The sequence below is a fragment of the Enterobacter cloacae complex sp. P16RS2 genome, from assembly GCF_014982155.1.
GTDB lineage: Bacteria > Pseudomonadota > Gammaproteobacteria > Enterobacterales > Enterobacteriaceae > Enterobacter > Enterobacter cloacae_M.
The window spans coordinates 97,100-111,521 of record NZ_JADCKW010000007.1 but is presented as its reverse complement, the minus strand read 5'-3'; the positions used below and the strand labels follow the sequence as shown (position 1 = coordinate 111,521).

The 14,422-nt window shown below is 56.8% G+C and carries 16 protein-coding genes; 9 read left to right on the top strand and 7 right to left on the bottom strand.

Annotated elements, in window-relative coordinates:
• Nucleotides 1-45 precede the first annotated feature (45 nt).
• From potF to nfsA, 4 genes are all read right to left on the bottom strand, one after another.
• Nucleotides 46-1,158 (bottom strand): spermidine/putrescine ABC transporter substrate-binding protein PotF, encoded by a 1,113-nt coding sequence (gene potF, locus INF68_RS03595; protein WP_047742363.1) that lies wholly within the window; start codon nucleotides 1,156-1,158, stop codon nucleotides 46-48.
• Nucleotides 1,159-1,509: 351 nt separating this feature from the next.
• Complete coding sequence (locus INF68_RS03590) at nucleotides 1,510-1,986, bottom strand: YbjN domain-containing protein (RefSeq protein ID WP_014169308.1); 477 nt, start codon at nucleotides 1,984-1,986, stop codon at nucleotides 1,510-1,512.
• Between the two features lie 63 nt (nucleotides 1,987-2,049).
• Nucleotides 2,050-2,952: a 30S ribosomal protein S6--L-glutamate ligase gene (gene rimK, locus INF68_RS03585; protein WP_048990925.1), complete on the bottom strand. Its 903-nt coding sequence runs from the start codon at nucleotides 2,950-2,952 to the stop codon at nucleotides 2,050-2,052.
• 69 nt (nucleotides 2,953-3,021) lie between these two features.
• Nucleotides 3,022-3,744, bottom strand: a complete 723-nt coding sequence (gene nfsA, locus INF68_RS03580; RefSeq protein WP_126786617.1) for a nitroreductase NfsA — start codon at nucleotides 3,742-3,744, stop codon at nucleotides 3,022-3,024.
• A gap of 185 nt (nucleotides 3,745-3,929) precedes the next feature.
• Between nfsA and INF68_RS03575 the strand changes: the two genes are divergently transcribed.
• Entirely contained in the window at nucleotides 3,930-4,199 is a 270-nt protein-coding gene (locus INF68_RS03575; RefSeq protein WP_006809455.1) for a GrxA family glutaredoxin, read from the top strand.
• A gap of 30 nt (nucleotides 4,200-4,229) precedes the next feature.
• Here INF68_RS03575 and INF68_RS03570 read toward each other — a convergent pair whose 3' ends face one another.
• A complete protein-coding gene (locus INF68_RS03570) occupies nucleotides 4,230-4,604 on the bottom strand; it encodes an inner membrane protein YbjM (RefSeq protein WP_032658276.1) in 375 nt (124 codons plus the stop codon).
• A 273-nt stretch (nucleotides 4,605-4,877) separates the two neighbouring features.
• Between INF68_RS03570 and INF68_RS03565 the strand changes: the two genes are divergently transcribed.
• The 4 genes from INF68_RS03565 (at nucleotide 4,878) to arsC (ending at nucleotide 8,909) form a co-directional block, all read left to right on the top strand.
• Nucleotides 4,878-6,563, top strand: a complete 1,686-nt coding sequence (locus INF68_RS03565) for an aspartate:alanine antiporter (RefSeq protein WP_029739442.1) — start codon at nucleotides 4,878-4,880, stop codon at nucleotides 6,561-6,563.
• Nucleotides 6,564-6,814: 251 nt separating this feature from the next.
• Nucleotides 6,815-7,135, top strand: a complete 321-nt coding sequence (locus INF68_RS03560) for a metalloregulator ArsR/SmtB family transcription factor (protein ID WP_126786586.1) — start codon at nucleotides 6,815-6,817, stop codon at nucleotides 7,133-7,135.
• A 40-nt stretch (nucleotides 7,136-7,175) separates the two neighbouring features.
• Entirely contained in the window at nucleotides 7,176-8,465 is a 1,290-nt protein-coding gene (locus INF68_RS03555) for an arsenic transporter (RefSeq protein WP_126786585.1), read from the top strand.
• Between the two features lie 12 nt (nucleotides 8,466-8,477).
• Nucleotides 8,478-8,909 (top strand): glutaredoxin-dependent arsenate reductase, encoded by a 432-nt coding sequence (gene arsC / locus INF68_RS03550; RefSeq protein ID WP_126786584.1) that lies wholly within the window; start codon nucleotides 8,478-8,480, stop codon nucleotides 8,907-8,909.
• Between the two features lie 21 nt (nucleotides 8,910-8,930).
• On the opposite strand, the gene INF68_RS03545 is transcribed toward arsC, so the two are convergent.
• Entirely contained in the window at nucleotides 8,931-9,482 is a 552-nt protein-coding gene (locus INF68_RS03545; protein WP_126786583.1) for a TetR/AcrR family transcriptional regulator, read from the bottom strand.
• A gap of 81 nt (nucleotides 9,483-9,563) precedes the next feature.
• Between INF68_RS03545 and INF68_RS03540 the strand changes: the two genes are divergently transcribed.
• Complete coding sequence (locus tag INF68_RS03540; protein WP_126786582.1) at nucleotides 9,564-10,778, top strand: MFS transporter; 1,215 nt, start codon at nucleotides 9,564-9,566, stop codon at nucleotides 10,776-10,778.
• Nucleotides 10,768-11,580, top strand: coding sequence for a Cof-type HAD-IIB family hydrolase (locus tag INF68_RS03535; protein WP_126786581.1), 813 nt, complete (start codon nucleotides 10,768-10,770; stop codon nucleotides 11,578-11,580). The genes INF68_RS03540 and INF68_RS03535 overlap by 11 nt, the downstream gene beginning before the upstream one ends.
• 89 nt (nucleotides 11,581-11,669) lie before the next feature.
• Here INF68_RS03535 and INF68_RS03530 read toward each other — a convergent pair whose 3' ends face one another.
• Nucleotides 11,670-12,902, bottom strand: coding sequence for an MFS transporter (locus INF68_RS03530; RefSeq protein ID WP_126786580.1), 1,233 nt, complete (start codon nucleotides 12,900-12,902; stop codon nucleotides 11,670-11,672).
• Nucleotides 12,903-13,070: 168 nt separating this feature from the next.
• Here INF68_RS03530 and INF68_RS03525 point away from each other — a divergent pair, with 168 nt between their 5' ends.
• Nucleotides 13,071-13,799: a phosphatase PAP2 family protein gene (locus tag INF68_RS03525; protein ID WP_126786579.1), complete on the top strand. Its 729-nt coding sequence runs from the start codon at nucleotides 13,071-13,073 to the stop codon at nucleotides 13,797-13,799.
• A 7-nt stretch (nucleotides 13,800-13,806) separates the two neighbouring features.
• The gene (gene ybjG / locus INF68_RS03520) at nucleotides 13,807-14,415 is read left to right on the top strand and encodes an undecaprenyl-diphosphate phosphatase (protein WP_109845968.1); all 609 of its coding nucleotides are present in this window, start codon (nucleotides 13,807-13,809) and stop codon (nucleotides 14,413-14,415) included.
• Nucleotides 14,416-14,422 lie beyond the last annotated feature (7 nt).

The window sequence follows — 14,422 nt, the reverse complement described above, 5'->3', positions numbered from 1 at the left end:
GGCCCGGTAGGCGACAGCGCCACCGGGCAACAATACCCAACGCCGTTATTTACCGCTTTTCACCTTGGTCCACGCGCGGGTACGCACGCGGTCAATTTTTGGATCCTGAACTTTCAGGGTGAAGAGCTTGGCGAACACATCCGCTGGCGGATAGATAGCCGGGTTGTTACGGATTTCTTCGCTTACCAGCGGCAGGGAGGCCTTGTTACCATTCGCGTAGTAAACGTGGTCGCTGATGTGGGCGATCACCTCAGGACGCATCAGGTAGTTGAGGAACTGATAGGCTTCGTCCTTGTTCTTCGCATCAGCCGGCATCGCGAAGACGTCGAAGAAGGCCAGCGCCCCCTCTTTCGGAATGAAGTAAGAGACATTCACGCCGTTTTTCGCCTCTTTCGCGCGGTTAGCCGCCTGCCACACGTCCCCTGCCCAGCCGATCGCGACGCAGATGTCGCCGTTCGCCAGGTCATTGATGTACTGAGACGAGTGGAAGTAACGAATGTTTGGACGCAGCTTCAGCAGCAGATCGGTCGCCGGGCCGGTGTAATCATCGGCTTTACTGCTGTTCGGGTCTTTGCCCAGGTAGTTCAGCACGGTCGCGAAAATCTCTTCCGGCGCATCGAGGAAGGAGACGCCGCAGCTTTTCAGCTTCTCAAGGTTTTCCGGCTTCAGCACCACGTCCCAGCTGTCCAGCTTGACGTCCGGGCCCAGCACCGCTTTGACTTTATCTACGTTGTAGCCGATACCGGTGGTCGCCCACAGGTAAGGCATCGCGTATTTGTTGTCCGGGTCATGCTTCGCCACCAGCTTCAGCACTTCCGGATCGAGGTTTTTCCAGTTCGGTAATTTGCTCTTGTCCAGAGGCTGGAAGACGCCTGCCGTCAGCTGGCGCTCAAGGAAGCTTGCAGAAGGCACCACGAGATCAAACCCGGTGCTGCCCGCCATCAGTTTTCCTTCCAGCACTTCGTTGGAATCGAAAACGTCGTAGACCACTTTAATGCCGGTCTCTTTTTCAAAATTCGCCACCGTGTCCGGCGCAATATAGTCAGACCAGTTGTAAACGTGCAGCGTTTTTTGTTCCGCAGCGAGCGTGCCGGCAGAGACGGCCATCAGAGCACCCGCAACCAGACCCGATAACCATTTTTTATTCAAGGCGATCATATCTTTATTCCTTCTGAAAGCTCGTTAACAAACGAACTAAAACTGTGCAATCTGAAGATATGCAATAATCATGCATAGTTTGTCGCTCTGCCTAAAATAAAAAGAAACCTCTTTACCCGGCAGCTTCCGCTCGCTTTTTTAAGCATCGCAAGAATAACTGTAGCCCGTGTCTCCGGCTATAGCCCAGACGAAAAAACGCCTTTTATCAATTTTTTATGCAGGTTATGTCTACGTGATAAGCCGAAACGGCCTTCAGGGAGGTGAAAAATTCTTTAAAGAAAGGTTAAAAGCAGCAGAAAAAATGGCCTTCTGCAGCCGCTATGGCAGCGACTGCGCAAAAGTCAGACAGGCTTAGTGAAGAAAATTGGGAGATGCATCATTATTCTCTGCATCATCTTCCGCGCTATACAGCAGATGGTGCGCATTGGCTTCCATCATGACCATGGAAATTTGCTCTTCGCTCAAGCGCATAAACCAGGAGAACTGCTTGAACGACAGCCCGGCACCGGAGAATAAAGACTGGCAAACGACCAGTTTTGGCAGATTATCATCCTGTATGTCGAGAAATGCTTTCACCGTCAAAGAACTGGCGTTGATCGCTGACAGGTCGGAGGCCAGCGCCAGAAGCGCGGACGGCTTCACTTCGGCCAGCGCGGAGAAAAGGATTACGTCGTTAATGAGATCGATTTTGGCATCGAAAATGCCGTCGAAATTCTGCATATGAGGCAGATGCAGCGCCTGGCAGGAATCGCATTCGAAGAATGTAATTCCGGCATCATCAAGCCATTGACGTAACGTATCCAGTGTAGGTACGACCTGTAAATCCATCGCTGTGCAGCCTCTTCAATATAATCTGTGCATAGGGTACGCAAAAAGTGCGTTCAATACCATTTAACCGCCCGTTTTCAGACAGTAGCCCGGCGTGGCATGACGCTCGATCCATGAGATCATTTTACCCGCAATATCGACTCCTGTGGTTTTTTCCACGCCTTCCAGCCCCGGCGAGGCGTTCACCTCCATGACCAGCGGCCCGCGCGTCGCCCGCAGAAGGTCTACGCCCGCCACGTCCAGCCCCAGGGTTTGCGCCGCTTTCACGGCAATTTCCCGTTCGCGATCGCTAATATCGGCTACCCGCGCCACGCCGCCGCGGTGAAGGTTAGAGCGGAAATCGCCCTCTTTCGCCTGGCGCTCAATGGCCGCCACCACCTCATTGCCGACCACGAAGCAGCGAATATCGCGCCCTTTCGCCTCTTCGATGTACTCCTGCACGAGAATGTGGGCATTGAGGCCGCGAAAGGCGTCAATGACGCTCTCCGCCGCCTGACGCGTTTCCGCCAGCACCACGCCAATGCCCTGCGTCCCTTCCACCAGCTTAATCACCAAAGGCGCGCCGCCCACCATATCGATAAGATCGCTGGTGTCGTCCGGTGAATGGGCAATCCCCGTAACGGGGAGATCGATCCCCTGACGGGCGAGCAGCTGCAGCGAGCGCAGCTTGTCGCGGGCGCGGGATATGGCGACGGATTCGTTGAGCGGATAGCTGCCCAGCATCTCGAACTGGCGCAGCGCGGCGGTGCCGTAATAGGTGATCTGGGAGCCGATGCGCGGGATCACGGCATCAAAGTGCGGCAGCTTGCGGCCTTTGTAGTGAATCGACGAGGCGGCCGGGTCAATGTTCATATAGCAGGACATCGGGTCGAGGATCTCAACCTGATGCCCGCGTTTCGCCGCCGCCTCACGCAGGCGTTTACATGAATAGAGCGTTCCATCCCGGGACAATATGGCAATTTTCACCCTGCACCTCTCTGAAGACATGGAAAAAGCCTGAGTATCATATACGCAGGCAGGCGCAGGAGGAATGGACTATCGCGTCGCCCATCCCTGTTTGTGGAGGTAATCAAGAATAAACGGGCGATTTTCTTTAATGATGGTGCGACGAATATGGTCAGTCCAGGTATCGCGGCGGTTATTGCTGCCGCGCGTCAGGTAGTAGTTCGCCAGCTCTTCGTCATATTGATTCAGGACGTCCTGATCGACCGGCTGGTAGTGGTTTTCGTGCACCAGCATGGCGGCAGGAATGCGCGGCTTTATATCCGGGTTATCCGCAGGCCAGCCGAGGCACAGGCCGAACAGCGGCAGGACGTGTTTTGGCAGCTTCAGCAGGTCGGTTACGCTTTGAATGTTGTTACGCAGGCCTCCGATGTAGACGCCGCCTAATCCCAGCGACTCCGCCGCAGTAAAGGCGTTTTGCGCCATCAGCGCGGTATCCACCACGCCCAACAGCAGCTGTTCGGCCAGCCCCAGTTCGGCCTCAGGGCAGATCTGCAGGTGGCGGTTAAAGTCGGCGCAGAACACCCAGAACTCCGCGGCCTGGGCCACATGCTTCTGCCCGCCGGTCAGCGTCACCAGCTGTTCACGCATGGCCGGGTCGGTAATGCGGATAATGGAGCTGCACTGCAGGAAGCTGGAACTTGAAGTCGCCCTTGCGCTATTAATAATCGCTTCGCGCTGCGCATCGGTAATCGGCTCATCTGTGAAGTGGCGAATGGAACGATGGGATGTGAGCAGGTCTATGGTTGGCGTCATCTTGTCTCTCTTTGTCGTGCTTAAACCGTATGGCAGCCAGTATAGGCAATGATTTGCGCGGTGTAATTGGCGAAACATAGCCTTACTGTATCAAAGCGACAGGCGAAACCTTCTTTAATGGCGACAGGTTATCGGGCACTATATGTCCTATTCGCCGTCAGGCTTGTTTTTTTGAGGAGAGAGAAATGTTTGCAGTAATTTTTGGTCGTCCAGGGTGCCCTTACTGTGTGCGCGCGAAAGAGCTGGCTGAGAAACTGACTGAAGAGCGCGATGACTTCAACTTCCGCTACGTGGACATCCACGCGGAAGGCATCACCAAAGCGGATCTTGAAAAAACCGTCGGCAAGCCGGTTGAAACCGTACCGCAGATCTTCCTCGATCAGAAACACATCGGCGGTTGCACTGACTTTGAAGCTTACGCCAAAGAGCATCTGGGCCTGTTTGCCGCTCAGTAATGCGAAGACGCCCTCACCCGGAGGGCGTTTTTATTTGTGGTGCCGTCGATGCTTAATCAGACTGCAGACAAACAAATAGCACAGCGCGCCGAGGGCGCACCAGAAGACGCCGCTCAGCAACCACGCCAGCTCCTGCCAGAAACTTCGCGTTGATACATACAGCATGCGCATCAGCAGCAGACACAGCGGTGCCGCCAGCATTGCGCCAATAAGCGGCTTGACCACCTCCCCTTTACGGGAAAGAAAACTGGCAGCGGCTCCCGGCAGGGTGAAAAAGAGCAGCCCCAGCTCCGGATGTCCGGCTGCCCTGAATGCCCCTTTCACATTAAAAGCGAGCGACATGCACACGACGGTAAACAGCAAAAAACAGCTGATCACCCCCGCCCAGTTTCGTTTAATGTTCAAACTATCCTCCTGACTTATCTCTATCAAATACAGCTTCGTCGGGTAGACGCCCAGTCAGATAAAGCAGTGCGGCAATCCTTGCCAAAGTACGCACAGGGTGATGCGATAATAGGTAGCTGTCAGTAGCTAATACGATTAAACTATCGGCCAGCTAATGTTTTAGGGAATAAATTAGGTAACAGGGAGGGTTGAACGCGTTCCCTGGCCCAGAAAACAGTAGCCCAAATAGTCCTTTCATTCAACAACTTACTGGTAAACAAGAAGTTAGCCTCCGTGAATATAAACGTCGCAGACTTGTTAAATGGGAATTACATCCTGTTATTATTTGTGGTACTGGCGCTGGGCCTTTGCCTGGGTAAATTGCGCCTGGGTTCAGTTCAACTTGGTAATTCCATTGGCGTTTTAGTCGTCTCCTTATTATTAGGTCAACAGCACTTCAGCATTAACACGGACGCGCTCAACTTAGGCTTTATGCTGTTTATTTTTTGTGTTGGCGTAGAAGCGGGACCGAACTTTTTTTCAATTTTCTTCCGCGACGGCAAAAATTATCTGATGCTGGCGCTGGTGATGGTCGGCAGCGCGCTGCTGATCGCGTTAGGGCTGGGTAAACTGTTTGGCTGGGATATCGGGTTAACGGCCGGTATGCTGGCAGGCTCTATGACCTCCACCCCCGTGCTGGTGGGTGCCGGTGATACCCTTCGCCATTCCGGCATGGCCGGCGCGCAGCTCTCTACCGCGCTCGACCACCTGAGCCTGGGCTATGCCCTGACCTATCTGATTGGTCTGGTGAGCCTGATTGTCGGCGCACGCTACCTGCCAAAACTGCAGCACCAGGATCTGCAGACCAGCGCCCAGCAAATCGCGCGCGAGCGCGGTCTCGATACCGATTCCAAACGTAAAGTCTATCTCCCGGTAATCCGCGCCTATCGCGTCGGGCCAGAGCTGGTGGCATGGGCTGACGGCAAAAACCTGCGCGAGCTGGGGATTTACCGCCAGACGGGCTGCTATATCGAACGTATCCGCCGCAACGGCATTCTGGCGAACCCGGACGGCGACGCGGTGCTGCAGATGGGCGACGACATCGCGCTGGTGGGCTACCCGGACGCCCACGCCCGTCTCGACCCGAGCTTCCGTAACGGCAAAGAGGTGTTTGATCGCGACCTGCTCGACATGCGTATCGTCACCGAAGAGATCGTGGTGAAAAACCATAACGCCGTGGGCCGCCGACTGGCCCAGCTGAAGCTGACCGACCACGGCTGCTTCCTCAACCGCGTGATCCGCAGCCAGATTGAGATGCCGATCGACGACAACGTCGTGCTCAACAAAGGCGACGTACTGCAGGTCAGCGGTGACGCGCGACGCGTGAAAACCGTTGCCGACCGCATCGGCTTTATCTCCATTCACAGCCAGGTCACCGACCTGCTGGCCTTCTGCGCCTTCTTTATCGTTGGCCTGATGATCGGGATGATCACCTTCCAGTTCAGCAACTTTAGCTTCGGCATCGGTAACGCCGCCGGGCTGCTGTTTGCCGGGATTATGCTGGGCTTCCTGCGAGCAAACCACCCGACCTTCGGCTACATTCCGCAGGGCGCGCTGAACATGGTGAAAGAGTTCGGTCTGATGGTCTTTATGGCGGGCGTCGGCTTAAGCGCGGGCAGCGGTATCGGCCACAGTCTGGGCGCAGTCGGCTGGCAGATGCTGGTATCCGGACTTATTGTCAGCCTGGTGCCGGTGGTGATTTGCTTCCTGTTCGGCGCCTACGTGCTGCGCATGAACCGCGCCCTGCTGTTCGGGGCGATGATGGGCGCGCGTACCTGTGCGCCGGCCATGGAAATCATCAGCGATACCGCGCGCAGCAACATCCCGGCGCTGGGGTATGCGGGCACCTACGCTATCGCTAACGTGCTGTTGACGCTGGCAGGTACGCTGATCGTTATCATCTGGCCTGGACTCGGATAACTCCCAAGTTTGCGCGTGATGAAATTATTTTCGTTACGCGCAGAACTTTTTTTTCAGGGGGCAGTCATAACTAGTGCCACTGCTTTTCTTTGATGTCCCCAATTTGTGGAGCCCATCAACCCCGCCGTTTTGGTTCAAGGTTGATGGGTTTTTTGTTGCCTGAAATTCACCTTCCTCTAATCTTTTCTTCTCTCTTGCCACCAAAACACATATGATTAAACATATATAAAATCACACCTGCAGGAAAACCCATGCTCCACCCGCTCCAGCTCTTCAAAAGCCTGTCCGACGAAACGCGGCTCGCCATCGTCATGCTGCTCCGCGAAGCGGGAGAACTGTGCGTTTGCGATCTCTGCTCCGCGACCGCCGAGTCGCAGCCGAAGGTCTCCCGCCACATGGCCCTGCTGCGCGAATCCGGGCTGGTTATCGATCGCCGTGAAGGGAAATGGGTCCATTACCGTCTATCTCCCAACATGCCTGCCTGGGCGGCAACCGTTATCGACAACAGCTGGAACTGCCTGCGGGAAGAGACGCGCATGAAGCTGAAAAACCGACTCTCGGGCTCGTGCTAGGCAAAACACATTCACAAAAACAGATATAATGGAGTAAGCGATGTTTCTGGCAGGGGCTATTTTTCTGTTTACGCTGGTACTGGTCATCTGGCAGCCCAAAGGGCTCAGTATCGGCTGGAGCGCGACTATCGGCGCCGTACTGGCGCTGGCCAGCGGCGTGATTCATATTAACGATATTCCGGTCGTGTGGAATATCGTCTGGAACGCCACGGCAACGTTCATCGCCGTCATCATCATCAGCCTGCTGCTGGATGAGTCCGGTTTTTTCGAGTGGGCGGCGCTGCACGTTGCCCGCTGGGGGAACGGTCGCGGGCGATTGCTGTTTACTTATATTGTGCTGCTGGGCGCAGCCGTGGCGGCGCTGTTTGCCAATGACGGTGCGGCGCTGATCCTGACGCCTATCGTTATCGCCATGCTGCTGGCGCTGGGGTTCAGCAAGCAGGCCACGCTGGCGTTTGTCATGGCGGCGGGCTTCATCGCCGATACCGCCAGCCTGCCGCTGATTGTCTCCAACCTGGTCAACATCGTGTCGGCAGACTTCTTTAAGCTGGGGTTCAGCGAATACGCCTCGGTGATGATCCCTGTTGATATCGCCGCCATTGCCGCAACGCTGATGATGCTGCATCTTTTCTTCCGTAAGGAAATTCCCCCGGAATATGACCTGGCGAAACTCCAAGAGCCCGCGCGGGCCATTCACGATCTCCCGACGTTCAGAACGGGCTGGATCGTCCTGCTGCTTCTGCTCGTGGGTTTCTTTGTGCTTGAACCTCTCGGCATTCCGGTCAGCGCCATCGCGACCGTCGGCGCGCTGATTTTATTCGCTGTCGCAAAGCGCGGACATGCGATAAACACCGGAAAAGTGCTGCGCGGCGCACCGTGGCAAATCGTCATCTTCTCGCTGGGGATGTATCTGGTGGTGTATGGCCTGCGCAATGCCGGGCTGACGGAATATCTTTCAGGCGTACTGAATAGCCTGGCCGGACACGGACTGTGGGTCACCACGCTGGGAACCGGATTCATCACCGCGTTTCTCTCATCCATAATGAACAATATGCCCACGGTGCTGATTGGCGCGCTCTCCATCGAGGGCAGTACGGCGACAGGTTTGATCAAGGAAGCAATGATTTACGCCAACGTGATTGGCTGCGACCTGGGGCCGAAAATCACGCCTATCGGTAGCCTCGCCACCCTGCTCTGGCTCCACGTGCTGGCGCAGAAAAACATGACGATCACATGGGGCTACTATTTCCGGACGGGCATCGTTATGACGCTGCCCGTCCTGTTTGTGACGCTCGCCGCGCTAGCGCTACGTCTCTCCTTCACACTGTAATGAGCCACTGATATGAGCCACATCACTATCTACCATAACCCCGCCTGCGGCACCTCGCGCAACACGCTGGAGATGATCCGCAACAGCGGCACCGAGCCAGAAATTATCCTCTATCTGGAAACCCCGCCGTCGCGCGATGAGCTGACCGCCCTGATTGCCGAGATGGGCATTTCGGTGCGAGATCTGCTGCGTAAAAACGTGGAGCCCTATGAACAGCTCGGCCTTGCCGAAGATAGCTTCAACGACGACCAGCTTATCGATTTTATGCTGCAATACCCGATCCTGATTAACCGTCCGATCGTGGTGACGCCGCTGGGCACCCGCCTGTGCCGACCGTCTGAAGTCGTCCTCGACATCCTGCCGGATGCACAGAAACGGGCGTTTACGAAAGAGGATGGCGAAGCCGTGGTGGATGCCAGCGGGAAAAAAATCGAACGCAGGTAAAACTGGCAGGGCGAGTGTTACCTAAAGGTTACCCTCGCCCGCAATTCTCCCCACCATCGCCCGGATCTCCTCCCGGGTTAACGGCGCCCGGTCGGTGACATAGTGCAGCGTCATCCCTTCGATAAACGCGTCCAGCGCGCGGGTGGTAACCGGGTCGAACCACTGCTCCAGCGTGGTCTGGCTCATCTTCATCCAGTCCTGCATCACCGTTTTGAGCGCCGCGCTGCGGTGCATAAAGGCGTAAAGCTGATACATCAGCGCCATGTTGTGCGGCGTGGTCACCTGCGAGCTATGGATCAGCGTGGTGATGGATTCGCACGCCATTTCCGGCCCGGTGACGCCCGCAAAGAAATCCCGATACTGCTGCGACATCTGGCGGGTAAACCACGTGAAGGCCTCCTCCAGCAGCGGCTCCATGCCGTCGAAATAGTAGGTCATCGACCCCAGCGGCACGCCCGCGCAGGTGGCGATTTTACGGTGCGTGACGGCGTGAATGCCGTGCTCGGCGATGGTATCGAGCGTTGCCTGCAGGATCTTCTCCCGTCGATGCGGATCGTTCGGTGGTCTGCTCATAAATTCCTCACGTGGTTTGTGTACAAATGTACACAAACTTGCTAGTGTTGTCGCTATTGTTGTACTTCTGGTGCTACCGCAATGACGCTAACCTCTCCCCGTAAAGCCCTGCAGCGACGCCTGTGGGCGCTGTTTATGTTCTTCTTTATTCCCGGCCTGCTGATGGCCTCCTGGGCCACGCGCACCCCCGCCATTCGCGATATTTTGTCCGTTTCTACCGCAGAGATGGGCATTGTGCTGTTCGGCCTGTCGATAGGCTCCATGAGCGGCATTCTCTGCTCCGCGTGGCTGGTAAAGCGCTTTGGTACGCGAGCGGTGATCCGCACCACCATGTGCTTTGCCGTGTTCGGGATGGGAATATTGAGCGTGGCGCTGTGGTTTGCTTCGCCGGTGCTGTTCGCCCTGGGCCTGACGGTATTTGGCGGCAGCTTCGGTTCGGCTGAAGTTGCTATCAACGTGGAAGGGGCGGCGGTCGAACATGAGATGAATAAAACCGTGCTGCCGATGATGCACGGTTTTTACAGCCTCGGCACGCTGGCCGGTGCGGGCGTGGGGATGGCGCTGACGGCCACTGGCGTAAGCGCGAATCTGCATATCCTGCTGGCGGCGCTGGTGTGCATCATTCCGATCCTGACCGGCATCCGGGCCATCCCGGACGGCACCGGTAAAAACTCCGCTGACGAACAGCACTCGGCTGAAAAAGGGCTGCCCTTCTACCGCGACTTCCAGCTGATGCTGATCGGCGTGGTGGTGCTGGCGATGGCGTTCGCGGAAGGTTCCGCCAACGACTGGCTGCCGCTGCTGATGGTGGACGGCCACGGCTTTAGCCCGACCTCCGGCTCGCTGATTTACGCCGGGTTTACGCTGGGGATGACCGTCGGGCGCTTCACCGGCGGCTGGTTTATCGACCGCTACAGTCGCGTGGCGGTGGTACGCGCCAGCGCCCTGCTGGGCGGCCTGGGTATCGCGATGATCATCTTTGTGGATGTGGACTGGATTGCCGGCGTCTCGGTGATCCTCTGGGGGCTGGGCGCGTCCCTCGGCTTCCCGCTGACCATTTCAGCCGCCAGCGATACCGGCCCGGATGCGCCGACGCGCGTCAGCGTGGTGGCAACCACGGGCTATCTCGCCTTCCTGGTCGGGCCGCCGCTGCTCGGCTTCCTCGGCGAGCACTACGGGCTGCGCAGCGCCATGCTGGTGGTGTTAGGGTTAGTCATCATCGCGGCGCTGGTGGCGCGCGCGGTGGCAAAGCCGGAAACGAATCAAACGACACTGGAGAAGGGATATGAGCGTTAAACTGATCGCCGTCGACATGGATGGTACTTTTCTGAGCGATGCCAAGACCTATAATCGGCCGCGCTTTCTGGCGCAGTATGCCCGCATGAAGGCGCAAGGCATTCGGTTTGTGGTCGCCAGCGGCAACCAGTACTACCAGCTGATCTCCTTTTTCCCGGAGATTGCGCATGAAATTGCCTTCGTCGCCGAAAACGGCGGCTGGGTCGTGAGCGAAGGTGAAGACATCTTTAACGGCGAACTGTCGAAAGCCCGTTTCGAGACCGTAGCGAACGTGCTAAACGAGGTTCCGGGCATTGAGATCATCGCCTGCGGGAAAAGCAGCGCGTACACGCTGAAATGCTATGACGAGGGCTTTAAGGATATCGCGGCGAAGTATTACCACCGCCTCGAAATGGTCAGCAATTTCGACAACCTGAACGATATTTTCTTCAAGTTCGGGCTTAACGTGTCTGATGATGAAATTCCGCGGATTCAGGCGCTGCTGCATGAAAAGCTGAGCGACATCATGGTGCCTGTCACCACCGGTCACGGCAGTATCGACCTGATTATCCCCGGCGTGCATAAAGCCAACGGCCTGCGGATCCTGCAAAAGCGCTGGGGCATTGACGACAGCGAAGTGGTGGCTTTCGGCGACAGCGGCAACGACGTGGAGATGCTGCGTCAGTCCGGGTTCAGCTTTGCGATGGCGAATGCCAGACCGCATATTAAAGCGGCCGCGCGTTTTGAAGCGCCGCATAATAATGATGAAGGCGTTTTAAACGTGATTGAGAAGGTGTTGAACGGAGAGGCGCCGTTTAATTGACCGGTGCGGTCTGGTACCCTCACCCTGGCCCTCTCCCACAGGGAGAGGGGACTTGTTCCGTGCTCGCCAGCAGGGAGAGGGAATAAGAATTAAGGCTGCAGGGCGTTGCCGACGCGTTTGTCTTTCAGGAACACCACCATCAGGCCAACCCACAGCGCGCCGTTGGCGAGGTTAAACAGGCTGAACAGCCCGTTGCCGCCCATCGCGTAGGCATGCTTGCTCACTTCAATACCGACGGTAAAAATCAGCATCTGCAGCATTCCCATTGCCGCTGAGACCGTGCCTTTACTCATCTCGCTGGCAAACAGCGTCAGGCGCACCAGCCCGGCGTTGGCCACGCCAATCCCGAAGGCATAGAGGCTGAGCCCCGCCGTCATCCACAGGTAGGCGTGGGATGACGCGACGGTCGCCACCGCAGCCAGAATCAGCCCTGCCGCAATCGGCCAGCCGCCCATGATAATCAGGGAACGCACGGTGCGTCGTGACGTCAAACGTGCCAGCACCAGGTTCCCGATAATCAGCGCGCCAAAGATCGGCACCTGCAGCAGGCCATACTCGTAGCTGCTGAGCTTTTCACCGCTGATGATAATGACCGGCGACTGCGCGATCCACGCCAGCAGCGGCAGGCTAACGAACCCGGTCGCCAGCGCGCCCGCCACAAAGCGGCCATTCTTCAGCACCTCTTTGTAATCCCGACCCAGCTCTTTCAGCGAGAGTTTCTCACCGATGCGGGTGGCCGTTTCCGGCATCGCCCGGTGCAGGCCAAAGATCGCGAAGGCGGCGAGAACCGCAAAGAGCACAAACATCCCTTCCCACGGCGCAACGTGCACCCACGCGGCACCCACCAGCGGCCCGAGTAAGGGGGCGATCAGCGCGACGTTCGCCATCAGCGCGGTAATCTTGATACACACCGCCTCCTCAAACGACTCCTGAATGGCGGCATACCCCACGGCGCCGATAAAGCACAGGCTCACCCCCTGCAGGAAGCGCAGCAGGGTAAATTGTTCAATGTTTTGCGCCAGCAGCGTGGCGAGACAGGTGACGATAAACCACACCACGCCCGTCAGCATCACCGGACGACGGCCAATACGATCCGACAGCGGCCCTAACAGCCACTGCAAAAACATGCCGCCGGCCAGATAGGCGGTCATGGAGGTCGGCACCCACTCAATACCCGCGTTGTACTGCGCCACAACGGCCAGCATACCGGGCTGGATCATATCGTTGCCGATATAGGTAGAGAATTCGTAGAGCACCAGACACAGGGGGAAAAGCAACGCCTGACGACCCAGACGTGAACCAGAAGAAGAACGGTTTAACATGCAATCTCTTTATAATGACAAAATCGCGACGAGTTTAATGAAATGCCGCAGCCCGAGATAGTGATTTATCGAGGATAAACAGAAATAAAGCACATATCGTCTTCGTTTAAGGTTTCCTTAAGTTGACAGTTTTATGATAGCCCGATTACTCGTCAACGATCCCAAATTATGGCACTCACCTCCAGCCGTTCAGAATTGTCTAACTTACAGACAAATAAGACAAAACGACTTTACCGCTTACCGACCCGCTTTTATGGTTATCAGCTTTTCGTACTGATCGCCCTTGCCGTGGTGTTTACATGGCTATCGCGCAATCAAGCGCTCGACAGGTGGATCACCGGCTTTTGGTATGACGCGGCAACGCAGAGCTTCCCGCTGCAGAAGGACCACCTGCTGGATCTGCTGAACCACCGCCTGGCGAAGTACATCGCCATCGGCTTAGGTGCCGTAGCGCTGTTTTACGGCGCCTGGAAGCGCAACGCAAGGCTGGTCACGGCGGCGCTGCTGATGGGCGTTGGTGCGCTGGTGGTAGGCGTGCTGAAAAGCGTGAGCCATCACAGCTGCCCGTGGGATCTGGTGGAATATGGCGGTAAGGCTGTGTCTTATCCCCTTTTCAGCGCCGTCCCTGCCGACAGCGGTCCGGGGCGCTGTTTCCCCGGCGGTCACGCCTCCAGCGGCTTTATGGTGATGGGGCTGTTTTTTGCCTTCTGGCGCGAGCGTCCGCGTCTCGCCTGGTGCTTCGTCGCGCTGGGCGTGGTGTTAGGTCTGGCGATGGGCTACGGCCAGGTCATGCGCGGGGCGCATTTTTTCTCTCACAACCTGTGGGCCGGGTGGTGGGTCTGGTTTTCCCAGGTGGTTGTCTACGGACTCATTTCCACCCGGTTTGCTAAAGAGTGATAACGCTATGTTAGAGAATCTGAATTATCAGCTGTTTTATCTGATCAACGCCACGCCAGCCTCGCCTGAGTGGACGATCGATTTTGCCACCTTTCTGGCAAAAGATTTGATCAGTATCGTGCCTGCACTGGCTGCGATTCTCTGGCTGTGGGGTCCCCGCAGCCAGGTGAAGGCGCAGCGCCAGCTGGTGATTAAAGTCGCGATGGCGCTCGGGGTAAGCGTCCTGGTCAGCTACATTCTCGGCCATGCGTTCCCGCACGATCGTCCTTTTGTCGATCACGTCGGCTATACCTTCCTGCACCACGCGCCGGATGACTCGTTCCCGAGCGATCACGGAACGGTGATCTTTACCTTCGCGCTGGCTTTCCTGTTCTGGCATCGCCTGTGGTCCGGCGCGGTCCTGATGGTGGCGGCCCTGGCAATCGCCTGGTCTCGCGTTTACCTGGGCGTTCACTGGCCGCTGGATATGGTGGGCGGTTTCCTGGTCGGGATGATTGGCTGCGTGAGCGCGGCTATCCTGTGGAGCCTCTTCGGTGAAGCGCTTTACCGCACGCTGTCTTCGCTCTATCGTGCCATTTTCGCTATCCCGATCCGCAAAGGCTGGATACGTGACTAACCCCAAC